17 protein-coding genes are annotated in these 22,134 nt (G+C 66.3%); 12 read left to right on the top strand and 5 right to left on the bottom strand.

Going from position 1 to position 22,134, the window contains the following annotated elements; all coding sequences use genetic code 11:
• Nucleotides 1-50: 50 nt before the first annotated feature.
• The gene (locus ABE546_RS05615; protein ID WP_313220047.1) at nt 51-740 is read right to left on the bottom strand and encodes a winged helix-turn-helix domain-containing protein; all 690 of its coding nucleotides are present in this window, start codon (nt 738-740) and stop codon (nt 51-53) included.
• A 338-nt stretch (nt 741-1,078) separates the two neighbouring features.
• On the opposite strand from ABE546_RS05615, the gene ABE546_RS05610 reads away from it, so the two are divergent.
• Nucleotides 1,079-1,690: a porin family protein gene (locus ABE546_RS05610; RefSeq protein WP_313212090.1), complete on the top strand. Its 612-nt coding sequence runs from the start codon at nt 1,079-1,081 to the stop codon at nt 1,688-1,690.
• Between the two features lie 6 nt (nt 1,691-1,696).
• Nucleotides 1,697-3,682: an asparagine synthase-related protein gene (locus ABE546_RS05605; protein ID WP_346462912.1), complete on the top strand. Its 1,986-nt coding sequence runs from the start codon at nt 1,697-1,699 to the stop codon at nt 3,680-3,682.
• A 100-nt stretch (nt 3,683-3,782) separates the two neighbouring features.
• On the opposite strand, the gene ABE546_RS05600 is transcribed toward ABE546_RS05605, so the two are convergent.
• Together ABE546_RS05600 and queD are read right to left on the bottom strand one after the other, a co-directional pair.
• Nucleotides 3,783-4,148, bottom strand: a complete 366-nt coding sequence (locus ABE546_RS05600) for a phasin family protein (RefSeq protein WP_088432036.1) — start codon at nt 4,146-4,148, stop codon at nt 3,783-3,785.
• Nucleotides 4,149-4,336: 188 nt separating this feature from the next.
• Nucleotides 4,337-4,690, bottom strand: a complete 354-nt coding sequence (queD, locus tag ABE546_RS05595; protein ID WP_346462911.1) for a 6-carboxytetrahydropterin synthase QueD — start codon at nt 4,688-4,690, stop codon at nt 4,337-4,339.
• A gap of 188 nt (nt 4,691-4,878) precedes the next feature.
• Here queD and ABE546_RS05590 point away from each other — a divergent pair, with 188 nt between their 5' ends.
• From ABE546_RS05590 to ABE546_RS05575, 4 genes are all read left to right on the top strand, one after another.
• On the top strand, nt 4,879-7,524 hold the full coding sequence (locus ABE546_RS05590; protein WP_313220136.1) for a TonB-dependent receptor: 2,646 nt from the start codon (nt 4,879-4,881) through the stop codon (nt 7,522-7,524).
• Between the two features lie 90 nt (nt 7,525-7,614).
• Nucleotides 7,615-10,179 (top strand): M14 family zinc carboxypeptidase, encoded by a 2,565-nt coding sequence (locus ABE546_RS05585; RefSeq protein WP_346462916.1) that lies wholly within the window; start codon nt 7,615-7,617, stop codon nt 10,177-10,179.
• 265 nt (nt 10,180-10,444) lie between these two features.
• Nucleotides 10,445-11,296 (top strand): EF-hand domain-containing protein, encoded by an 852-nt coding sequence (locus ABE546_RS05580; protein WP_346462910.1) that lies wholly within the window; start codon nt 10,445-10,447, stop codon nt 11,294-11,296.
• A gap of 178 nt (nt 11,297-11,474) precedes the next feature.
• A complete protein-coding gene (locus ABE546_RS05575) occupies nt 11,475-13,778 on the top strand; it encodes a TonB-dependent hemoglobin/transferrin/lactoferrin family receptor (protein ID WP_346462909.1) in 2,304 nt (767 codons plus the stop codon).
• A 137-nt stretch (nt 13,779-13,915) separates the two neighbouring features.
• On the opposite strand, the gene ABE546_RS05570 is transcribed toward ABE546_RS05575, so the two are convergent.
• A complete protein-coding gene (locus ABE546_RS05570; RefSeq protein WP_121042519.1) occupies nt 13,916-15,316 on the bottom strand; it encodes a DEAD/DEAH box helicase in 1,401 nt (466 codons plus the stop codon).
• Nucleotides 15,317-15,761: 445 nt separating this feature from the next.
• Here ABE546_RS05570 and ABE546_RS05565 point away from each other — a divergent pair, with 445 nt between their 5' ends.
• A complete protein-coding gene (locus ABE546_RS05565; protein WP_346462908.1) occupies nt 15,762-16,751 on the top strand; it encodes a fumarylacetoacetate hydrolase family protein in 990 nt (329 codons plus the stop codon).
• Between the two features lie 20 nt (nt 16,752-16,771).
• Complete coding sequence (maiA, locus tag ABE546_RS05560) at nt 16,772-17,425, top strand: maleylacetoacetate isomerase (RefSeq protein WP_313212084.1); 654 nt, start codon at nt 16,772-16,774, stop codon at nt 17,423-17,425.
• 69 nt (nt 17,426-17,494) lie between these two features.
• Here maiA and ABE546_RS05555 read toward each other — a convergent pair whose 3' ends face one another.
• Nucleotides 17,495-18,628: a PilT/PilU family type 4a pilus ATPase gene (locus tag ABE546_RS05555; protein ID WP_313212083.1), complete on the bottom strand. Its 1,134-nt coding sequence runs from the start codon at nt 18,626-18,628 to the stop codon at nt 17,495-17,497.
• Between the two features lie 98 nt (nt 18,629-18,726).
• Between ABE546_RS05555 and ABE546_RS05550 the strand changes: the two genes are divergently transcribed.
• From ABE546_RS05550 to ABE546_RS05535, 4 genes are all read left to right on the top strand, one after another.
• Nucleotides 18,727-19,110: a DUF4398 domain-containing protein gene (locus ABE546_RS05550; RefSeq protein ID WP_167390367.1), complete on the top strand. Its 384-nt coding sequence runs from the start codon at nt 18,727-18,729 to the stop codon at nt 19,108-19,110.
• A 14-nt stretch (nt 19,111-19,124) separates the two neighbouring features.
• The gene (locus tag ABE546_RS05545) at nt 19,125-20,006 is read left to right on the top strand and encodes a hypothetical protein (RefSeq protein WP_346462915.1); all 882 of its coding nucleotides are present in this window, start codon (nt 19,125-19,127) and stop codon (nt 20,004-20,006) included.
• A gap of 364 nt (nt 20,007-20,370) precedes the next feature.
• Entirely contained in the window at nt 20,371-20,589 is a 219-nt protein-coding gene (locus tag ABE546_RS05540) for a YdcH family protein (RefSeq protein WP_019182593.1), read from the top strand.
• Nucleotides 20,590-20,742: 153 nt separating this feature from the next.
• Nucleotides 20,743-22,113: a pyridoxal-phosphate dependent enzyme gene (locus ABE546_RS05535; RefSeq protein ID WP_102788976.1), complete on the top strand. Its 1,371-nt coding sequence runs from the start codon at nt 20,743-20,745 to the stop codon at nt 22,111-22,113.
• The last annotated feature ends 21 nt before the right edge of the window (nt 22,114-22,134 follow it).

Raw genomic sequence — 22,134 nt, 5'->3', positions numbered from 1 at the left:
GCGGAAGTGACCCCTGTGCTGTGCCGGCGTGCGGTGGGGCTGCACCGTCTTCAGCCCCATCCGGCTCGATTGAACAGATAGCCCTTGCCGCGGATGGTCTTGATCCGGCCGGGTACCTCCGCCAGGTCACCGAGCTTGCGACGCAGTCGTGAGATACGGGCATCGATCGAGCGGTCCAGGCCATCGAAACCGATCCCGCGCAGATCGCGCATCAGATCATCGCGGCTGAGGATCGTGCCTGCGCTGTCAGCCAGGCACAGCAACAGATCGAACTCAGCCGTGGTCAATTCGATCCGCTCACCCTGCAGCGTCACCTCGCGGGTATCGCGTTCGATGCGAAGCCCCCCGAAGCACAGTGTCGGGCGTGTCTGTCGCTGGCTGCTGGCGCGACGCAGGTGCGCGCGTACGCGCGCCAGCAGGACCCGTGGCTCGATCGGCTTGCCGATGTAATCATCCGCGCCCAGCTCCAGCCCGAGCACCTGATCGATATCATCGGTGCGCGCGCTCAACATGCAGATCAGCCCGCTGAAGCGCGGTCGGATCGCGGCACAGACAGCAAAGCCGTCGATACCGGGCAGGGTGACATCCAGCAGCACCACGGCCGGGTCCAGACCGGGAATGCGCTCCACCGCGCTTTCGCCGCTGAGCTGGTGCACCACGTCGTAGCCATGGCGCGAGAGATAGCCGCTGACCAGAGCGCCGAGACGCTCGTCATCCTCCACCACCACGATGTCGACCATCGCTACCCTGCCTTGTCTTCCTGAGCTGGCGCGATCCTAAGGCAGCACGACGGGGCAGCGAGGTGTGCGCTGAACGTGCCCGTCAGACTGTTCATCCAGAGGCAACTTGTGGGGACTGGTGCGGCGAATCTGCGGTGCAACACGTCGGGCGATGTCGTCATCGGGCGGTCTGAAAGTGTGCCCGCGAAGGCACGAAACACGTGTGTGATTGTCGCGTTCAACCCGCTGTCACGAACCGTTACACAGGGTCTAGAACGGTTGCGCGGGTCACACGTGCGCTGCACTGACAGGGCCCCGCCAACAACCCACCGTGTGCACTCCCAACCACGGAGTCATCCATGTACATCAAACGTTCCCTGATTGCCCTCTCGTTGGCCCTGGTCACCACAACGGCCCACGCCTCTCCTGCGGATCGCGAAGGTCTCTACGTGTACGGTGGCCTCGGCAAGACGCACGCCAACGGGAAGGTCCCCGCTGCCGATGCCGCACCGGGGACCAAGCGCAAGCAGCGCAGCTCCGGCACGAGCTACAGCGTCGGTGCCGGGTACCGGTTCAACCCGTTCCTGGCGGCCGAAGGCTCCTTCGACAACACTGTCGGCAACCGCCGCAGCAAGGATCCGGGCACGGCGAATCTCTCCAGCCGTTCGCTCACCCTGGGGGGCTTGGCCCTGATACCGATCGGTGATCACGTGGAGCTGTTCGGCAAGGTGGCCGTCGGCAGCCGCCAGCAGAGTTTCCTGCCGCCCAAGGGCACGGAGATCAAGACGACTCGGCAGCGCAAATTTGCCACCACGCCCAGCGTCGGCGCCAACGTGTATCTGACCGACGCGCTCGCGTTGCGCGCCGAGTACACGATCCCGATGTCGGCCAACAAGAAGGTCCAACAGGCGGCCGGCGTGGAAAAGATGCGCCTCAATAATTGGTACGTGGGTATGTCCTACGCCTTCTGATCGGCAATGCCATCGCCACCCCGGAGCCGCTGCGGTCGGGGGTGGCGTTTCCGCGATCCTGACAGGAGAAACCTCTGCATGAGTGGTATCTGTGGCGTCGTCGTGCGCCCTGGAAAATGTTCCGCTGGCTTGCCGCAACGCTTGGACGCCATGAGTGCGACGTTGCGCCACGGCGGCCGCGCTCCGTCGACCTGGTACGACGAGCGCCACGGCGTGGCGCTGGCGCGATTGCACAGCGTGGGCGGGACCCAACGGTCACCGCAGCGGTCCGCATGTGGGCGCTATGTGCTGTGTCTGGACGGTACGCTGCATACCCGTACGACCCTGCAGCGCGAGTTTGCGACGTCGGCAGGGGCCGCCGAGGAGGATGCGACGCTGCTGCTGCTCTCGATTGCTGCCCGTGGACTGCAGCGCACGTTGAATGAGTGCGACGGGGACTTCGCGCTGGCCGTATGGGATCGCCAGGAGCACGTACTGTGGCTGGCACGCGATCGGGTCGGCGCGCGGCCGCTGTACTACGGCTGGTGCCGCGGCGATCTGCTGTTCGGCATGGGGCTGGCCTCGCTGCACGGCTATCCCGGCTTTCAGGCGCCGATCAATCGCGATGCGCTGACGCTGCTGCTGCGTTTTGGCTACATTCCCGCGCCGCACAGCATCCAGCAGGGCATCTTCAAAGTGGCCGCCGGGTGCGTGGTCCGGCTTACCTTGGCCGTGCGCGAGGCGGGGGCGCTGGCACACAAGGACCACGCGGGTGGTCGCCGCTATTGGGACGCCCGCGAGGAAATGCGCACGGCGATTGAAGCGCGTGCGCACCTGCCGTTGTCCACCCGTGACGATGCGGTGGAGCGGCTGGAACTGGTGCTGCACCAAGCGGTATCGCGGCGGTCGCCACAGGAGGGCACAGCGGCGGCATTCCTGTCCGGGGGGACCGATTCCTCGTTGGTCACCGCCGTCCTGCAGTCGCAGTCCATGCTGCCGGTCGACACCTTCACGGTCGGCTTCGACGATCCGCGCCACGACGAAGCCGACTGGGCAGATCAGGTCGCCGCCCGGCTCGGGACCCGGCACACCCGTCACATCCTCCGGCGTAGCGAGGCAGAAACCCTCGTGGCGGCGCTACCGGACATCTGGTGCGAGCCCTTTGCCGATGCATCGCAGGTGCCGACACTGCTGGCCAGCATGCTGGTCGCCGGCCGCCATCGTGTGGTGATGACAGGCGATGGCGGGGATGAGTTGTTCCATGGACATACCGCTTATCAACGTGCCATCCGCAATGCAGCGTGGAACGAACGTGTGCCTGCGCCGTTGCGGTGCCTGTTGCGGCGATGGCCTGCGGCCGACCCCGAACGGGCGCGATTGGGCGGCTGGCCCGCGCTGCGTTCGGAACTGAGCGCCGATAGCGTGGAGGCGCACTACCTGTTGCGGGTATCGCGTTGGCGCGATCCGGCGCGGGTGGTACTGCAGACAACCGAGCCGGCGACGGTGTTCACCGATCGCGCGCGCTGGCTGGACGCAGGCGAACCGGCCGATCGGGTGCAGTATCTGGACTTCCTGATGGATCTCGGCAACGGCATCCTGACCAAGATCGATCGGGCCGGGGCAGCCCAGGGGCTGGAAACCCGATCGCCGCTACTGGATCCGGCGGTGGCGCGCTTTGCCTGGTCGTTGCCCGGTGGCCTCACGTTCGCCGATGGCGAACACAAGTGGATTCTCAAGCAGCTGCTGTCGCGGCATCTGCCCGAACGGCTGGTGTACCGGCCCAAGATGGGGTTCGGCCCGCCGGTCGCCGCCTGGCTGGCCGGCCCGCTCTTCCCATGGGCCAATGCGCTGCTGGACGAACAACGGCTGTGCCGCGAGGGCCACTTCGATGCAGCGCTGGTCGGGCGGATATGGACGGAGTTCTGTGAGGGCCGGCGCAAGTGGCACACCCACCTGTGGCCGATCCTGATGTTCCAGGCATGGCTGGAGCGCCATCGGTGCGCCATTGCCTAGGCCTGATCGCCGCCCAAAAAAAGACCCGACAGAGGGAGGGTTCTGTCGGGTCTGGGATTGCGTGGGGGGAGGGACCCACGCAAATTCGATGTTGTCCGGCTCAGCCGCGCGTCTTGCCTGCGCTGGGCGTGGCGGCCGCGAACGGCTGCCGGGCGAGTTCGCCGAAGGCTTCGGAGGCCTTCAGCCCCAGGCCGGCCACTTCCTGGCTGGCGCTGGTCCAACGGGCGAGGTTGTCACGTGCCAGTTGCGCGCCTTTGGGCAGCAGCGACTGCAGCGTGCCCGCATCCTGTGACTGCACGATTTCACCGAAGAACCCGCTGGTGGCGGTGATGTTCTTCTCCAGCGTCTTCAACTGCACCCCGAACATGCTTTCGGCATTTTCCAGCGCGAGCCGGTTGGCACGCGTGGCCGTGGCGGCCAGCTGGCGGGTGTAGTCGCTGAAGGAATCGGTGAACGCGGACGCCATGGTCAGGACGGCTCGAGAACGTTGATGCAATGCAGCATACGCCGAAAATATTGCATTGCAACATTCCATCGCCAGTGGTGGCCCGGTTTTAGTTGAACCGGTTTCCAATCAATGGGTTGCGAAGGCTTGCGGGCGATGATGATGGGGTGGGAGCCGACCAACGGTCGGCTCTACCGCGCGCTGCCGGGTCAGCCGCGGTAGCGGCAGCCGGAGGTGCAGGTTTCGTGCACGGTGACTTCGCTCAGCTCGGGCAGGGCCGGCTTGAGTTCCCCCCAGATCCACATCGCCAGGCGCTCGCTGGTCGGGTTCTCCAGGCCGGGGATGTCGTTGAGGTAGTGGTGGTCCAGACGGTCGTAGATCGGCTGGAAAGCGGCTTTGACGTCGCCGAAATCCATGATCCAGCCGGTCTGCTCGCCGGGCTCGCCTTCCACTTTGAGTTCCACCCGGAAGGAGTGGCCGTGCAGGCGCGCGCACTTGTGGCCCGGCGGCACGTTGGGGAGGTGGTGAGCGGCCTCGAGGGTAAAGACTTTGAAGATTTCCATGGCCGCATTGTAGCGGTGGGCTGGGGCTCCAGCAGGGGTCGGGCGTCAATTGTTGCTAACGAAAACATTTCCATCCGGATGAAGAGATGTTAGTTTCTCTTATATCCGTATGAAGAGATGTTATTGGCCGCGGTTCAGCCAGGCATGGACTACTGCGGAACTTGTCGTCCACCACCCCACTGAAGTTCATGCCCAAGCACACTCTTCTTGTAGCGGCGCTGTCCGTCGCTCTGGCAACGCCTTTGACCGCGTTTGCCGACGCCGCCCCCGATGCCGCCGCCGCCGGCGACAGCAAGACCCTTGCCGCCGTGCGGGTCACCGGGTCCAACATCAAGCGCACCGATACCGAGTCGGCCAACCCGGTGCAGGTGATCGAGCGCCAGCAGCTGGAGGAGACCGGCAAGGCCACCGTCGCCGACCTGCTGCGCTCGATCTCGGCCAACACCGGCAACGCCGCCAACGAAACCACCAACAACGGCTGGGCCTCCGGTTCGGCAGGCATCGGCCTGCGCGGCCTGTCGCAGAAGAACACGCTGGTGCTGCTCAACGGCCGGCGCCTGGCCAACTATGGCTTCCCGGCCGGCGGCCTGTCGGACACCTTCGTCAATCTCAACGCGCTGCCGCTGGTTGCGGTGGAGCGCATCGAAGTGCTCAAGGATGGCGCCTCGGCCGTGTACGGTTCGGATGCCGTGGCCGGTGTGGTCAACATCATCACCCGGCAGAATTTCGAAGGTGCCGAACTCGGTGGCAGCCTCGGCACCGCCGACCAGGGCGGACTGGACGAGCAGAACCTGAAGTTCATCGGCGGCATCGGTGATCTGGACACGGACGGCTACAACATCCTGGTCAGCCTGGAAGGCTACAACCGCGAGCGCCTGGACCAGGACCAGCGCGACCTGACCAAGTCCGGCATCTACACCGACAAGCCCGGCGGCCGCTGGAACGGCTGGTCGGCCAAGGGCGCGCGCTATCTGGTCAATGGCACCTCGGTGCCGATGCTCGATGCCAGCGGCAACTGCCCGGACGGCACCACGCTGGTCGCCAGCGCACCGATCGACGGCCTGGCCGGCAACACCTGCGGCTTCAACCAGGCGCCGTACACCACGCTGATCCCCTCGACCAAGCGCTACCAGGCCTACGTCAACGGCACCTTCCGGGTGAACGACAACGTCGAAGCATTCGGCGAAGTGCTCTACAGCGACATCAAGGGTGTCTCCTGGTTCGGCAGCAGCCCGTTCTTCACCCTGGAAAGCGGCCGCTTCGCGCTCAACGCCGATACCGGCCTGGCCGAACCGGTGTCGTCCAATCTGCCCGCCAGCAGCCCGTACAACCCGTATGGTCGCGCGGTGCCGATCGAGTACACCTTCTTCAACCTCGGCGCGACCATCAAGACCAACCGCTCGCAGGCTTACCGCGGCCTGGTCGGGCTGCGCGGCAGCCTGCAGAACTGGGATTGGGAAGTGGGCGCGTTCGGCGCACGCAGCAGCGAGCGCGAGACCGTCTCCGGCGGCTTCGCCAACCGTTATGCACTGGCCGATGCGCTGGCCTCCGGCAGCTACAACCTGCTCAATCCATCGGCGACCTCTCAGGACGTGCTCAACGCGATCAACATCAGCACGCTGCGCCCGGCCGAGTCGGTGCTGCAGGGCGTGGATGCCAAGATCTCCGGGGCGATCGGCCACACCTGGGCCGGTGAGATCGGGTTCGCCGCCGGTGCCGAATGGCGCCGCGAGAAGCTCGACTCCAACAACCCGTGGCAGATCGATGCGGGCCTGCAGATCCGCCCGGCGATTGCCGAGGTGCATGGTGAGCGCAAGGTCACCGCGGCCTATGCCGAAGTGAACGTGCCGCTGGCCGAGCGTCTGGAACTGCAGGCGGCTGCGCGCGCCGATCACTACAGCGATTTCGGCGATGCGTTCTCGCCCAAGCTGAGCCTGCGCTGGCAGCCGTGGGACATCCTGCTGGTACGCGCCGCCGCCTCCAAGGGCTTCCGCGCGCCGTCGCTGTCGGAGAACTCCAACAGCACCAGCATCGCGTACGGCAGCGTGATCGATCCGCGCGACCCGGACGTGCCGGGCTCGCGCCAGAACCCGACCTTCTTCACCGTCGGCAACAACGATCTCAAGCCGGAGCGTACCAAGAGCTTCAATGCCGGCATCGTGCTCTCGCCGTGGTCCAACACCAGCCTGAGCGTGGATTACTACCGCATCGAGCTGGAAAACCTGGTGGGCACCAACAACACCCAGACCCTGGTCACCGACAACGTGCCGGGTGCGGTCAGCCGCGATGAGCGCGGCAAGCTGCTGGCGGTGTTCAACCGCTACCAGAACCTGAGCGAGCTGAAGACCTCCGGTTTCGATGTCGAGCTGCGTCAGCGCTTCCCGACCGCGCGTGCCGGCGACTTCGGCCTGAGCACCGCCTTCACCCACGTGCGCGACTACAGCCGCCCGACCGTGGTCGGTGGTCCGCTGGTGGATTACGCCGGCAGCAACCTCGGCGCCACCCTGCCCAAGAACAAGGCCACCACCACCTTCGATTGGAGCTACGGCGACTTCCGCACCGCGCTGACCTGGTACTACACCAGTGGTTACGACCAGAAGGCCAGCGCCGCGGCCACTGCCGTGCAGGATCGGGTGGATGCGTACAACCAGTTCGATCTGTACCTGGGCTACACCGGTATCGACAAGCTGACCCTGTACGCGAAGATCCAGAATCTGGCCGATGAGGAGCCGCCGTACGACGCCTCCTTCCCGGGCATCCGCGCGCCGTACGACTTCAGTCAGTACGACCTGCGCGGTCGCTACTTCACGGTCGGCTTCGACTACCGCTTCTGACCTCATCCAGCGCACCGGAGCGTGCGTATCCACAGGGCCGGAAGGAACCGGCCCGTCTTTCGGGGAATCGCTGTGTCTTTGCAACGTCGTCTGCTGTCTCCCATCGCCTGGTTGGCGCTGGTGCTGTCTGTGTTCGCTGCGCCTGCGTCCGCGCAGAGCGCGTACTTCTTCCCGGGCAGTGGTGATTTTGATCCGGCCGTGCCCACGCCCCAGCAGTTTCTCGGCTATGAGATCGGCAGCCGTTACACGCGGCACGATCAGCTGGTGGCCTACTTCAACGAACTGGCCAGGCACTCGGACAAGATCAAGGTGGAAGAGATCGGCCGCAGCTACGAGGGCCGCCCGCTGCTGATCGCCACGGTGACCTCGGCGCAGAACCTGCAGAACCTGGATACGCTGCGCCGCCAGCACGTCACCCTGGCCGATCCGGCGCAGCCGCTCTCGGCCGCCGGCAACAGCCCGGTGGTGGTGTGGCTGGGTTACAGCGTGCACGGCAATGAAACCTCCAGCGGTGAAGCGGCGATGCTGACCGCCTACTACCTGGTCGCCAACCGCAGCGCGGAGACGGCGCAGTGGCTGCAGCAGGCGGTGGTGCTGTTCGATCCGGCGCAGAACCCGGATGGGCGCGACCGCGCGGCAAGCTGGCACAACGCCTATGCCTCCTCGCCTGCCTCGGCCGATCCGGCCGACAAGGAACATGTCGAACCGTTCCCGCAGGGCCGCACCAATCACTACTTCACCGATCTCAACCGCGACTGGCTGGCGCTGACCCAGCAGGACACGCGGCCGAAGATCGCCTATTTCCACCAGTGGTATCCCAACGTCCAGATCGATTTCCACGAGATGGGCAAGGACAGCACCTATTACTTCGAACCGTCACCGGCGAGCATGCACAGCCCGCTGATTCCGGCGGCGTCGTATGACTTCAACAAGACCCTGGCCAAGTACCACGCCCAATCGCTGGATGCACTGGGCTCGCTGTATTACACCGGGGAGAACTTCGACAACTTCTCGCCGGTGTATGGCTCGACCTACCCGGACTTCCACGGTGCGGTCGGCGTGACCGTGGAGCAGGCCAGCTCGCGCGGCCGCGTGCAGGAATCGGTCAACGGCCTGCTGACCTTCGGCTTCACCATCCGCAACCAGGTGGCGACCGGACTGGGCACGGTGCGCGGCGCAGTGACCGAACGCGACGGGCTGCTGAAGCTGCAGAAGGACTTCTTCCAGTCCGCGCTGAAGCAGGCCAACCAGCAGCCGGTGAAGTCCTTCGTGTTCGGCGACGCGGCCGACCCGGGCCTGACCCAGCGGCTGCTGGATCTGCTGCTGCAACACCAGATCACGGTGCAGGCGTTGAGCGCCCCGATCACCGTGGATGGGCTGCGCTTCGAGCCGGGCAGCGCGTACGTCGTCCAGGCCGCGCAGCCGCAGTTCCGCCTCGTGCATTCGATCTTCGCCGACACCCCGCCGATCAAGGGCGATGTGTTCTACGGCAGCACCTCCTATGCGATCGCGCCGGCCTACGGTATCGCCTTCGCCGCAAGCCGCAGCCGGATTGCCGGTGGCGAGCGCGTGGCCAGCGTACCGGCCGCCAACGGTGGCGTGGTTGGCGGCCAGGCGGGCTACGCCTACGTATTCGATTGGCGCGATTACAACGCCAGCCGCGCGCTGTATGCGCTGCAGGCCAAGGGCGTGGTGACCCGCGCAGCCTTCCAGCCGTTCACCGCGGCCACCGCGCAGGGCGAGCAGTCATTCGGCTATGGCAGCGTGGTGGTGCCGGTCGCGGGCCAGCCGCTGGCCGGTGCCGAGCTGCTTGCCGCGGTCGATGCGGTCGCACGCAGCAGTGGCGTGCACATCCTGGCGCTGTCCAGCGGGCAGAGCCGCGGTGGCATCGATCTGGGCAGTGACAGCGTCAAGGCACTGCGCAAGCCGGCGGTGGCGCTGGTGATGGGCGAGGGCGTCAGCGCCACCGAGATCGGCTCGGCGTGGTTCCTGCTGGATCAGCACCTGCAGTTGCCGGCCAGCAAGATCGACCCGGCCCAGTTGGGCAAGATCACCTTGGACCGCTACACCACCATTGTCCTGGCCGGCGGTACCTATGCCGGCGTGGACGCCACCGCCGTGGCGGCGCTCAAGCGCTGGATCAATGCCGGTGGCTCGCTGATCACCTACGGCACGGCCGCGCGCTGGGCGATCGAGCAGAAGCTCAGCGACGAAGTGCTGGGGCCGGAGGAGAAGGCGCCGGACGCAGCGCGGCGCGCGTTCGGTGACCAGCGCGACATCGCGGCGATCGAGCGGGTGAGCGGCAACATCCTCAGCGCGGACGTGGACAACACCCATCCGCTGGGCTTCGGCGTACCGCGTCGGCAGCTGGCGGTGAACAAGGAAAACGGCCTGAGCTTCCAGCCCAGCCGCAACCCGTTCTCTACCGTGGTGCGCATCGACGAGGCGCCGAAGGTCAACGGGTACCTTTCCGAGCGAAACCGCAGCCGCTTCGCCGGTGCCGCGTGGCTGGTGGTCTCGCCGCAGGGGCAGGGCAATGTGGTGCTGTTCGCCGATGATCCGGCGCACCGCAAGTACTGGCATGGCACCGAGCGCCTGCTGTTGAACGCGATCTTCTTCGGCAACCAGCTCAACCCGACCAAGCCGCGCGGCTGACACGCCCACGGGTAGTGCCGGCCGCCGGCCGGCTCCCGACCCCCCCACGCACACAGCCGACTCCCCGTCGGCTGTGTTCATTCCGCCCCATCACAGCCCCTGTGAAAATTCCGTATTGCGAATCATTCGCAATAAGAATAGGATGGCGCCCGCTCACGCTGGACATGAGCGTCACCGGTACCGTCGCGCCGATCCACGCCAACCCCTCCCGGGTTGCGCATCCGCGTCCTCGAACCGTCACCGTCCTTTCTCCAGGGGAACCACCATGAAGATCGTCCCGCTCACCGCTGCCCTGATGGCCCTGGTGCTGGCCCCGGCCGTCCTCGCGCAGCCGGCCAGCAAGACCGCCACCGCCTCGCCGACCGCCGCCGCCTTCCTCGCACAGTTCGCCACCAACGGCACCGACAGCGTCAGCTGGGCCCAGTTCGAGGCCTTCCGCAAACAGCGTTATGCCCAGACCGACCGCAACCGCGACGGTCATGTCGACGAACAGGAATACGTCGACGAGTACCTGCAGCGCTTCGACGTGCGTCTGGCCGACGCACGCGCCGGCCACCTGCGCCAGACCGACACCCGCTTCAAAGCGTTGGACCGCGACAACAACGGCGCGATCAGCCGTGCCGAGTACGATGCCGCCGGCGAACGTACCTGGGCCAGCTACGAAACATCCCAGAACGCCACGCAGGAGACGGCCGCGGCGTCTTCGCGCGATCCCTTGAAGATGCCGACCTCGCATACCGCCAACGGCATGCTGGAGCTGTACGACCGCAACAAGGACGGCGCGGTCGATCGCGCAGAGTTCGATGCAGTGCGTGCAGCGAGCTTCGCCGCCACCGATACCGACGGCGACGGCACGCTGTCGCTGGCCGAGTACACCGCCGAGTTTGACGGCCGCCTGGACCACCAGCGCCAGCGTGTCCGTGCCGATGCCGAGCGCCAGGCCCGCGTGCGCTTCGCCTCGCTGGACAAGGACGCCGATGGCCGCATGATGTTCGCCGAGTACCAGCTCTCGGGCAAGCGCATGTTCGACCGTGCCGACAGCAACGGTGATGGCGTCGTCGATGCGCGCGATCCGGAGCCGGTCGCCGGCGCGCACTCGGCCAACGGCAACCGCTAGCGGCCCGGACGTGCCGTGCACGTCCCACGTATCAGCCAACGATGATTCCGGCGCGCGATTCCCCGCGCGTCCTTGTGCCTCCCAGCCCCGCTCGATCCACTGATCGCCGCAGCCAGGAACGGCCCGCCGCCAACCGCGGCGTTCACGCCATTCCCTACCTCTCCTGCGGAGCTTGATCATGAAGTCGTCCCTCACCCTGCTGGCCATGGCGGTTGCCGCCGGCCTGTCCGTCACCGTGCACGCTGAAACCGTCAACGATGCCAGCACGCTCGATACCGTGCGTGTGCAGGCTGAGCGCGCCAAGAAAACGCGCTCGGCCAACCAGAACGTCACCGTGCTCACTTCGGCCGATCTCGACAGCGAGATGGCCAATACGATGGAAGAGGCGATCCGCTACATCCCCGGTGTCAGCATCGTGGACATGGGCCGTTTCGGCGATAACGGCTTCAACATCCGTGGTCTGGAAAGCGACCGCGTGGCGATCACCGTCGATGGCCTGAGCCTGGGCGAATCGGTGGAAACCGCGCGTTCCTATGAGTTCTTCCGCGGTGGCCGCGGCGATGTGGACATCGATACGCTCAAGAGCCTGGCCGTGATCAAGGGCGCCGATTCGATCAGCGCCGGCAGCGGCGCACTGGGCGGCGCGGTGGTGTTCACCACCAAGGACCCGGCCGACTATCTCAAGGCGAGCGGCAACGATACCCACCTTGGATTCAAGGCGGGGTACTCCGGCGCCAACGACGAAACCATGGGCACGCTGACCGTCGCCAACCGCACCGGCTTCGTCGAATCGATGCTGGTCTACACCCGTCGCGAAGGCCATGAATCCGAGTCGTGGTACGACACCACGAACGATCGCATCGGGGTCGGTCGCCGTACCCCCGATCCGGTCGACAGCACCCGCGACAACCTGCTCGGCAAGCTCGACCTGCAGCTCGACGACGCCAATACTCTGGGCTTTCTGTACGAGCGTGGCCGCGCCACCAACGACGTGGACAACCTGTCGCGTGTCTATGCACCGGGTTACCTGTCGCGCAAAGGCCATGACACCAACGACCGTGACCGCTACGGGGTGAACTACCAGTGGCGGGCCGACAACGCGCTGTTCGATACCCTGGATGCGCAGGTGGACCGGCAGGTCACCGACAGCCGTGGCATCACCACCATCGTGGCCGGCAGCGGCTGCCCGGGCGGCGCCACGCCGTGCCTGCGCAGCGAGAACCGCTCCACCAAGCAGACCCTGGACCGTGCCGCGGCCGATTTCAGCAAGGTGTTTGCCACCGCAGGCGCACGCCACGACGTGGTCTACGGCCTGGCCTGGCAGCAGCGCGACATTGATTTCACTGCCGTCGACACGCGCTGGAATGCCGCTGGTGCCGTGGCCTCGGTGGAGATCGACCCGCGCCAGGTGCCCAAGACCGACGTCACCGCCTGGAACCTGTACCTGCGCGACAGCGTGCAGCTGCTCGACGAACGCCTGACCCTCAGCGCGGGAGCGCGCTACGACCGTTACGATTACGCGCCGCAGGTGGATGCCACCTTCGTGGACCGCACCGGCACCGTGCGTGATGTGAGCTTCGCCTCGCCGAGCTGGCAGCTGGGCGCGGAATACCGCTTCCTGCCCGATCACGCGCTGTGGGCCCAGGTGGGTCGTGGCTTCCGTGCGCCCACTGTGGCGGACATGTACTCGCCGACCAGCGCCACCCAGGTGATCAACGCGCAGAACGGCCAGCCGCTGCTGCTCAACGACACCGTGTCCAATCCGGACCTGGAGGCGGAAAAGAGCCTGAACCTCGAGTTCGGCTACCGCTGGAGCACGGACCGCGCGCAGCTGGGCCTGTCGGTGTTCCGCGACCGCTACGAGAACTTCATCGAGTACACCAACCTGGTCCAGTCGCTACCAGGTGGTTTCCGCACGACTGCGACCGGTCCGGTGCTGTACTCGCGCAACTACACGATGCCGACCAACGCGGGCGAAGTGACGGTCAAGGGCGCGGAGCTCGAGGGCCGCTGGCAGATCAGTGATGCGTGGTCCTCGCGACTGGCCGCGTCCTACGCCAAAGGCGAGAAGCGCAATGGCGATCCGCTGGAGAGCATCGTGCCGGCCAGCGCCCTGCTCGGCGTGCGCTATGCCCCCTCGCCGGTGTGGAACCTCACCGCCAGCGTGACCCATGCCGTGGCCAAGAAGACCAAGGACGCCTACACCACCGACGCCACCGGCAAGGTCACCACGCCGGCCTTCGTCGACAAGGCCGATGGCTACACCGTGCTGGATCTGTATGGCACCTGGAACGTCACCCCGCAGTGGAAGCTCAGCGCTGGCCTCTACAACCTGACCAACGAGACGTACTACCTCTGGCAGCGCGTGCGCAACGTCAACAAGGGCAGCAACACGCTGTACGGCTACGTCAACGATGAGGGCATCGGCCGCTACAGCGAGCCGGGCCGCAATGCACGGATCACGGTGGCCTACAGCTTCTGAGTCGGGGCGCCGAGCCACAGCCGTACAGGCGCCAACGGCCGGGCCGGTAGTGCCGGCCGCTGGCCGGCGCCAGACAAACAAAAAAAGGGCGACGCAGATGCGTCGCCCTTTCTACGTTTCAGCGATGCCCGAAGGAATCAGCTGGCGCGACCGCCACCGCCACCCTGGCTGCGGCCACCGCCGGCATTGCCACCGCCACGGCGCTGGCCCTGCGGCTGGCCACCGCGCGGTGCACCGCGGCCGGCGCCATCACGCTGACCGCCACCGGCCTTCTTCGGGCCGGCATGGGCGTGGCGCGGGGCCTCGGCGTGCGGGCGACGTGCATGCTTGCGCGGCGAGCGATCGCCACCCGGCAGTTCGGCCTTGCCCGGCGCGCTGTTGCCCCAGCGGATCGGGGTCTGCGGCTCGAAGCCCGGCACGTCGCGGATGTCCATGTCCTTGTCGAGCAGGCGCACGATCTGGCGCAGCAGCTTGGCTTCGTCCTGCGCCACCAGCGAGATCGCCTGGCCGGTCGAGCCGTTACGACCGGTACGGCCGATGCGGTGCACGTAATCCTCGGCCACCATCGGCAGGTCATAGTTGATGACCTTCGGCAGCTCGTTGATGTCGATGCCGCGCGCGGCGATATCGGTGGCCACCAGCACGGTCACGCGGCCGGCCTTGAAATCACCCAGCGCACGCAGGCGCTGGCCCTGGCTCTTGTTGCCGTGGATCGCCGCGGTCTTGATGCCGGACTTGTCCAGGAACATGGCCAGCTTGTCGCAGCCGTGCTTGGTTCGGCCGAACACCAGGGTCTGCTCACGGCTGTCCTGGGCCAGCAGGTGCAGCAGCAGCTCGCGCTTGCGCGGGCCATCGACCGGGTGCACGCGGTGGCTGATGTTCTCGGCAACGGTGTTCTTCGGCGTGACCTGGATCTGCTCCGGGTTGCGCATGAACTCCAGCGCCAGCTGCTTGATGCTCTCTTCGAAGGTCGCCGAGAACAGCAGGGTCTGGCGGTTCTGGCGCGGCAGCTTGGCGAGGATCTTCTTGATCGACGGCAGGAAGCCCATGTCGAGCATGCGGTCGGCTTCGTCCAGCACCAGGATTTCGATGCCGGAAAGGTCGACGCTGCGGCGCTCGATGTGATCGATCAGGCGGCCCGGGCAGGCGACCAGCAGGTCCACGCCACGGCGCAGCACGTCGAACTGGTTGCCCATGCCGACGCCGCCGTAGATGCAGGCGCTCGGGATGCGCAGGTACTTGCTGTAGCCGCGCAGGCTGTCATGCACCTGGGTGGCCAGCTCGCGGGTCGGGGTCAGCACCAGCGCACGCGGGCGGCGCGGGCCATCGACGGCCTGCGGGTTGGTGCCCAGGTGCTGCAGCAGCGGCAGGCCGAACGCGGCGGTCTTGCCGGTACCGGTCTGTGCGCCGGCCAGCAGGTCGCGGCCTTCCAGGGCGAGCGGGATGGCCTGCTCCTGGATCGGGGTGGGGGTTTCGTAGCCCTGCTCGGCCAACGCGCGCAGCAGGAACGGGGCAAGGCCCAAGGATTCAAAAGACATCGGGTGGAAGCTCCAAAGACAAAGTAACGCCAGGCCGAATGGCCGGACGCGAGGCAGATCAATGTGATCGGCTGACTCGGAGCGTTCCCGTAAACCGCGCTGCGAGAATTGGGTGCAGTCGACGCGGTGCGCAGACTGGAATGCATGACGAATGGCGTCGGAGTGGGGGCGGGCGACGGATCGTTTGATCCATATCGCCGGCGATCCCGAAGGGAAACGGACGGCCGCTGCAGACCCGGATAGTCTAACGGATGTTTGAGACCCATACCAAACCCCCCTGTTCAGCTTGGGAGGAGGGGGGCGGAACGGTAGAGCCACGCCATGCGTGGCTGCTCCTGCGCGTAGGCAATGCATTACGGTAAGGCGATGCGGCGGTGCAGCTGGTAGGCCCGTCAACCATTTGATTACACTTGAAACCTATTTTCGCGATCCCGGATACCCACCCATGAAGCTTGGTTCTTTGAAGGAAGGCGGCCGCGACGGCACCCTGATCGTGGTCTCGCGCGATCTGCGCCAGGGCGTGCGCGCCACCGGCATCGCCACGACCCTGCAGCAGGCCCTGGAAGACTGGAGCCACCTGGCGCCGCGACTGAACGCCCTGTACGAATCGCTGAACGACGGCGACGCCGACGGCGTGTTCGATATCGACCTGCAGGCGCTGGCCGCCCCGCTGCCGCGTTCCTACGAGTTCGTCGACGGCAGCGCCTACCTGCCGCACGTGGCCCGCGTGCGCCGCGCCCGTGGCGCCGAGGTGCCGGAAAGCTTCTACACCGATCCACTGATGTACCAGGCCACCAGTGCCGGCTTTTATGGCCCGCGCGATGCGGTCAAGGTGGTCAGCGAGGAATACGGGATCGACCTGGAAGCCGAGCTGGTGGTGATCACCGACGACGTGCCGATGGCGGTGACGCCCGAGCAGGCCGCCGGCCATATCCAGCTGATCGGCCTGGTCAACGATGTCTCGCTGCGCAACCTGATCCCGGGCGAGCTGGCCAAGGGCTTCGGCTTCCTGCAGTCCAAGCCGCGCTCGGCGTTGTCGCCGGTGTTCGTCACCCCCGATGAACTCGGCGAGGCGTGGCAGGACAGCAAGGTCCACCTGCCGCTGGTCACCCACATCAATGGCACCTGGTTTGGCGCGCCGGAAGCGGGCGTGGACATGCAGTTCAACTTCGCCCAGCTGGTCGCGCACGCGGCCAAGACCCGCCCGCTGGGCGCCGGTGCGATCGTCGGCTCGGGCACCATCGCCAACGAAGACACCAGCAAGGGCGCCTCCTGCTTCGCCGAACAGCGCACCGTGGAAACCCTGCGCGACGGCAAGCCGAGCACGCCCTTCATGTCCTTCGGCGACGTGGTGCGGATCGAGATGTTCGATGCGGCCGGCGACAGCATCTTCGGTGCGATCGAGCAGCGCATCGAGCAGGCGGCCAAGCCCTGAGCGCCGCGGCGGGGACCGTCATGGAACCGATCGAACTCTTCAGTTACTGGCGGTCCAGCGCGGCCTACCGCGTGCGTATCGGGCTGAACCTCAAGGGCCTTCCGCACCGGATCACCCCGGTGCACCTGGTCCGCGAGGGCGGTGAGCAGCACAGCGCGGCCTATGCCGCGCTCAACCCGCAGGAACTGGTGCCGACCCTGCGCCATGGCGATCGGGTCCTGCAGCAGTCGATGGCGATCCTGGAGTACCTCGACGAGGTGTTCCCGGCCACGCCGTTGCTGCCCAGCGACGCCGAGGGCAGGGCGCGCGTGCGTGCGCTGGCCCAACTGGTGGCCTGCGACCTCCACCCGCTCAACAACCTGCGGGTGATGCAGTATCTGGAGCGCACGCTGCAGGCAAGCGCCGAGGCGCGCACGGCGTGGACGCTGCACTGGATGGCGGAGGGCTTGGCGGCGATGGAAACGCTGCTGGCCGATCATCTGGCGACGGGTACGTTCTGCCATGGCGACCAGCCCGGGCTGGCCGATGCCTGCCTGGTGCCGCAGCTGTACAACGCGCACCGGTTCGGCCTGGCGCTGGCGCCGTACCCGACCCTGCAGCGGATCGAGGCGGCGTGCCTGGCGCTGCCGGCCTTCGACGCGGCCCGGCCCGAGCATCAGATCGACGCAGGGTGACGGGTAGGCATCGACCGTTGGTCGATGCGCCTGGCCCATTGCCCCCGCCCAACGGTGGGGGCTTAGCCGTCAGAACCCGTGGGTGATCGACGCCGGTGCGCTGTTGGCCGAGAAATCCGCGTACGGATCGTGCTCGCCGCTGCCGCCTTCGGACAGCCGGAACTTCAACGCCAGGCCATCGCGCGAATCGGCCGCGCGCAGCGCTTCCTCCTGCTCGATGATGCCGTTCTTGGCCATCCGGAACAGGCACTGGTCGAAGCTCTCCATGCCTTCTTCCAGCGAGGCTTCCATCGCCGCCTTGATCTCGTGCACCTGGCCGCGGCGCAGCAGGTCGCGGATCATCGGCGTATTGATCAGCACTTCGGTGGCCGGCAGGCGGCGCCCGTCCTTGCCCTTGACCAGGCGCTGGGAGACCACCGCGCGCAGGTTCAGCGAGAGGTTCATCAGCACGTTGCGATGTGCGCTCTCAGGGAAGAAGTTGAGGATGCGCTCGATGGTCTGGTCGGCGTTGTTGGAGTGCAGGGTGGCCAGGCACAGGTGCCCGGTTTCGGCGAAGGCGATGGCCGCTTCCATCGTTTCCGCATCCAGGATTTCGCCGATCAGGATGACATCGGGCGCTTCGCGCATCGCGTTCTTCAACGCGTCGTGGAAGGTGTGCGTGTCCAGCCCGACCTCGCGCTGGTTCACGATCGACATCTTGTGCTTGTGCAGGTACTCGATCGGGTCCTCGATGGTGAGGATGTGCCCGGTCGTGGTGCTGTTGCGGTGGTCGATCATCGAGGCCAGCGAGGTGGACTTGCCCGAGCCGGTCGAGCCGACCACCAGCACCAGCCCGCGTGGCGTCATGATGACGTCCTTGAGCACCTGCGGCAGGTTGAGCTCTTCGATGCTGGGGATCTTGCTGCGGATCGCACGGATCACCATGCCGACCTCACCGCGCTGCTTGAACACGTTGACGCGGAAGCGCCCGGCATCGGGCAGGGCAATGGCCATGTTGAGCTCGAGCTCGCGCTCGAACTGCGGGGCCTGGCCTTCATCCATCAACGAGTAGGCGATCTTCTTGACCATCCCGGGCGGCAGCCCGGTATTGCCCAGCGGATAGAGTTTCCCCTCGATCTTGATGTATACCGGTGCTCCGGTCGTCAAGAACATGTCCGACGCGTTCTTTTCGGTCATCAGCTTCAGGAAATAGCCGATATCCATGCGAAATGTTTCCCCAACAATCAGCGGCTTGCCATTGCAAGCGCACCGCAGGCTTCCGACAATGGCCGTGCACACAACTTCTGGCGACGGCACCCCCAATGAAACCTAGCTTCGCACAAATACGACGGGCCCTGTATGTGACGGTGTGCGCATTCGCGCTCTCTGGTGCCGCACAAGCGCAGGATGGCGCCCTGGAGCTGATGCAGGCCCAGCAGGCGGTCGACAAGGCCACCCAGGCCGATGCCGACCAGTACGCCCCGGACCTGATCGCCGTGGCCCGCCAGGGTCTGGAGCAGGCCCAGCGTGCCGCTGGCGACCGCCGCGAGCGCAAGAACGCGCCGATACTGGCCGTTCGCGCCACGGTCGATGCCGACCTGGCCCGCGCCCGCAGCGAAGAAGCCACCGCCACCGCGCAGCTGCAGCTGCGCCGCAATGAAGTCAGCCAGCTGCAGCGCCAGTTGGCCACCGGGGAAGACCGCTGATGATGTCCACCAAGATGCGCATGCCCTGCCTGCTGCTGGCCGCCAGCCTCAGCCTGCCGCTGATGGTCCAGGCCGCCGATGACCCGGCCGTGGCCCAGCTGACCCAGCGTCTGATGGCGATCCAGTCCAACCCGGATGCGGCCCAGCTGGCCGCCTTCGAGCGCTTGCAGGCCCAGCAGGCCGTGGCCGATCTGGCCAAGGCCAAGCGCCGCGACCAGGACCAGGCCCGTTACCTGGCCGAGCGCCGGGTCGAGATCGCCGAGACCAGTGTCCGTGCCGCGCTGGCCCAGCGTGAGGTGGATCAGCTTGAACGTACCCGCAGCGAGCTGCTGATCGAAGCCAGCCGCCGCGATGCCCAGCGTGCCCGCCAGGAAGCCGAGCGCCTGCGCGTGCAGGCCCAGATCCAGGCCGAGGAAAGCGAGCGGCTGCGCCAGGCGGCCGAGCAGGAAGCGCTGGCCCGCCAGGATGCCGAAACCGCGCTGACCAGCGTGGCTGGCAAGCAGACCGCGCGACTGAGCGCCGCCCAGCAGAACGCGGCCAAGCTGGCCCGTGAGGAAGCCGAGCTGGTGGCGGGCAGCAAGCTGCCGGGCTCCAAGTTCGACAGCCGCGGCGAAGTGTTCACCTTCAACGGCGATGCTTTCGCGGCGGGCAAGGGCAGCCTGTCCGGCGGTGCCAAGGGCCAGGCCAAGGCTTTGGCCGAGTATCTGAACATCGGCAAGAAGGGCAGGGTCCGGATCGAGGCGTACGACGCCGCGGCCGGTGTCGGCCAGCAGCGCGCCGAGGCCCTGCGCGATGCGCTCGTGGCGGCTGGTGTCAGTGCCAGCCGGCTGCAGGTCAGCGGCAAGAAGGCCGCCGCGACCAAGGCCCGCTCGGCCGAGGTCATCATCACGCCCTGATGCCGGACCGGTGCTGCGTCATGCGCGGGGGTCATGACGCAACTGGTTGTTTTTGTTTAATTTTCGTTGTTCTGCGCGTTCAGCCTGAACCCCGCTTAGGCGGGGTCGACGATATCGTTTGAAAGGGTTGAACCGGCCCCGAAGCAAGCGTAGGGTCAGTTGTCCGGGTCGCCTTCCGCGTCCCGGACGATAGGAGGGCCGGCAATGCACCAGCGCCACGAATCACAGCAGTCCGAGGTCCAGTCTCTACTGGCCGCCGCTGCGGGTTCGCAGGTCAGGGTTGTCCGGCACTCCGCCCCAAGCAGCGCCCCGTGCCGTCAGGCCGGGGCGTTCTTGTTTCTGCAGAAGCGATAGGAGGTTCATCATGTTTGAAGGTCAGCCCCAGAGCGATATCGACGCACGGCGCAAGCAGGATCCTGAATTCAAGGCGCTCTACGAACGGCACCAGAAGTTGAACAAGAAGTGCATGGATGCCGAGCTGGGTGTGCTTCCGATAGACAGCCTCACCCTGGGACAGATGAAGCGTGAAAAGCTGCTGGCCAAGCAGAAACTGGAACGGATGTACGCCTCCCCCGTGCACTGACCCCCCTTGCTGCCCTACGTCGCGGGCGGTTCCGGTCTCCTCGTCGACCGGTGCCGTCCGCGCCGCTTGATGAACGCGGCAACCTGACTTTCGCCGCCAACCGTCGGATAATCACCGGTCCGGCCGCATTGCGGCGCGAATCGATGTGATCCGATGGCAATCCACTCCTCCGTACTCGAACTCATTGGCCAGACCCCGATCGTCAAGGCCCAGCGCCTGGATACCGGTGTCTGCGAGCTTTACCTGAAGCTCGAGAGTGCCAATCCCGGAGGATCGATCAAGGACCGCATCGGCCTGTCGATGATCGAAGCCGCCGAGCAGCGTGGCGACCTCAAGCCGGGCGCGACCCTGGTCGAGGGCACCGCCGGCAACACCGGCCTGGGCCTGGCGCTGGTCGCCCAGCAGAAGGGCTACAAGCTGATCCTGGTCGTGCCGGACAAGATGAGCCGCGAGAAGATCTTCAACCTCAAGGCGATGGGCGCCGAAGTGCGCCTGACCCGTTCGGATGTGGCCAAGGGGCACCCCGAGTACTACCAGGACATGGCCAAGCGCGTGGCCGAGGAAACCCCCGGCGCGTACTTCATCAACCAGTTCGGCAATCCGGACAACCCGGCCGCGCATGAGTTCGGCACCGGCCCGGAAATCCTGGCGCAGATGGACGGCGACCTGGACGCGATCGTGTTCGGCTGTGGCAGCTCCGGCACCATGACCGGCCTGTCGCGCGCCTTCTCCACCCTCTCGCCGAAGACCGAACTGGTCCTGGCCGACCCGGTCGGCTCGATCCTCGCCGAGTACATCAATGACGGCGTGCTCAACGACAAGTCGGGCAGCTGGCTGGTGGAAGGCATCGGCGAGGACTTCCTGCCCTCGATCGCCGATTTCAGCCGCGTCACCAAGGCCTACGCGATCAGCGATGCCGAGAGCTTCCATACCGCGCGCGAGCTGCTGGGCAAGGAAGGCATCCTCGGCGGCTCGTCCACCGGCACCCTGCTGGCCGCGGCGCTGAAGTACTGCAAAGAGCAGACCACCCCGAAGAAGGTGCTGGTGCTGGTCTGCGACACCGGCAACAAGTACCTGTCCAAGATGTACAACGACTACTGGATGCTGGACAACGGCTTCCTGGAGCGCCCGCAGTCCGGCGACCTGCGCGACCTGATCCTGCGCCCGTACGGCCAGCGTGACACCGTGGTGATCGGCCCGAACGACCTGCTGACCACCGCCTACCAGCGCATGAAGCTGTATGACGTGTCGCAGCTGCCGGTGATGGACGGCGACCAGCTGGTCGGCATCGTGGATGAAAGCGACGTCCTGCTGCATGTGTACGGCGACGAAGCCCGCTTCCGCGACCCGGTCGCCACCGCGATGGTCAGCAAGCTGGACCGCCTGGACGTGAAATCCCCGATCGAGGCCCTGCTGCCGGTGTTCGACCGTGGCCAGGTCGCCATCGTCATGGATGGCGCCAACTTCCTCGGCCTGATCACCCGCATCGACCTGCTGAACTACCTGCGCCGGCGCGTACAGTAAGCGTCTGTGTCGCAATGAACC

This window comes from Stenotrophomonas sp. TWI377, from assembly GCF_039674525.1.
In the GTDB taxonomy this organism is placed as follows: Bacteria; Pseudomonadota; Gammaproteobacteria; order Xanthomonadales; family Xanthomonadaceae; genus Stenotrophomonas.
This window is presented reverse-complemented; position numbering and strand designations above follow the sequence as displayed.

What these genes read in the sequence shown, in the direction of transcription:
- ABE546_RS05550 (WP_167390367.1), top strand. Translation starts at nt 18,727, where the DNA reads ATGAAACCTAGCTTCGCACAAATACGACGGGCCCTGTATGTGACGGTG.
- ABE546_RS05580 (WP_346462910.1), top strand. Translation starts at nt 10,445, where the DNA reads ATGAAGATCGTCCCGCTCACCGCTGCCCTGATGGCCCTGGTGCTGGCC.
- ABE546_RS05605 (WP_346462912.1), top strand. Translation starts at nt 1,697, where the DNA reads ATGCCATCGCCACCCCGGAGCCGCTGCGGTCGGGGGTGGCGTTTCCGC.
- ABE546_RS05545 (WP_346462915.1), top strand. Translation starts at nt 19,125, where the DNA reads ATGCGCATGCCCTGCCTGCTGCTGGCCGCCAGCCTCAGCCTGCCGCTG.
- queD (WP_346462911.1), bottom strand. Translation starts at nt 4,690, where the DNA reads ATGGAAATCTTCAAAGTCTTTACCCTCGAGGCCGCTCACCACCTCCCC.
- ABE546_RS05535 (WP_102788976.1), top strand. Translation starts at nt 20,743, where the DNA reads ATGGCAATCCACTCCTCCGTACTCGAACTCATTGGCCAGACCCCGATC.
- ABE546_RS05540 (WP_019182593.1), top strand. Translation starts at nt 20,371, where the DNA reads ATGTTTGAAGGTCAGCCCCAGAGCGATATCGACGCACGGCGCAAGCAG.
- ABE546_RS05555 (WP_313212083.1), bottom strand. Translation starts at nt 18,628, where the DNA reads ATGGATATCGGCTATTTCCTGAAGCTGATGACCGAAAAGAACGCGTCG.
- ABE546_RS05575 (WP_346462909.1), top strand. Translation starts at nt 11,475, where the DNA reads ATGAAGTCGTCCCTCACCCTGCTGGCCATGGCGGTTGCCGCCGGCCTG.
- ABE546_RS05570 (WP_121042519.1), bottom strand. Translation starts at nt 15,316, where the DNA reads ATGTCTTTTGAATCCTTGGGCCTTGCCCCGTTCCTGCTGCGCGCGTTG.
- ABE546_RS05615 (WP_313220047.1), bottom strand. Translation starts at nt 740, where the DNA reads ATGGTCGACATCGTGGTGGTGGAGGATGACGAGCGTCTCGGCGCTCTG.
- ABE546_RS05600 (WP_088432036.1), bottom strand. Translation starts at nt 4,148, where the DNA reads ATGGCGTCCGCGTTCACCGATTCCTTCAGCGACTACACCCGCCAGCTG.
- ABE546_RS05590 (WP_313220136.1), top strand. Translation starts at nt 4,879, where the DNA reads ATGCCCAAGCACACTCTTCTTGTAGCGGCGCTGTCCGTCGCTCTGGCA.
- ABE546_RS05565 (WP_346462908.1), top strand. Translation starts at nt 15,762, where the DNA reads ATGAAGCTTGGTTCTTTGAAGGAAGGCGGCCGCGACGGCACCCTGATC.
- maiA (WP_313212084.1), top strand. Translation starts at nt 16,772, where the DNA reads ATGGAACCGATCGAACTCTTCAGTTACTGGCGGTCCAGCGCGGCCTAC.
- ABE546_RS05610 (WP_313212090.1), top strand. Translation starts at nt 1,079, where the DNA reads ATGTACATCAAACGTTCCCTGATTGCCCTCTCGTTGGCCCTGGTCACC.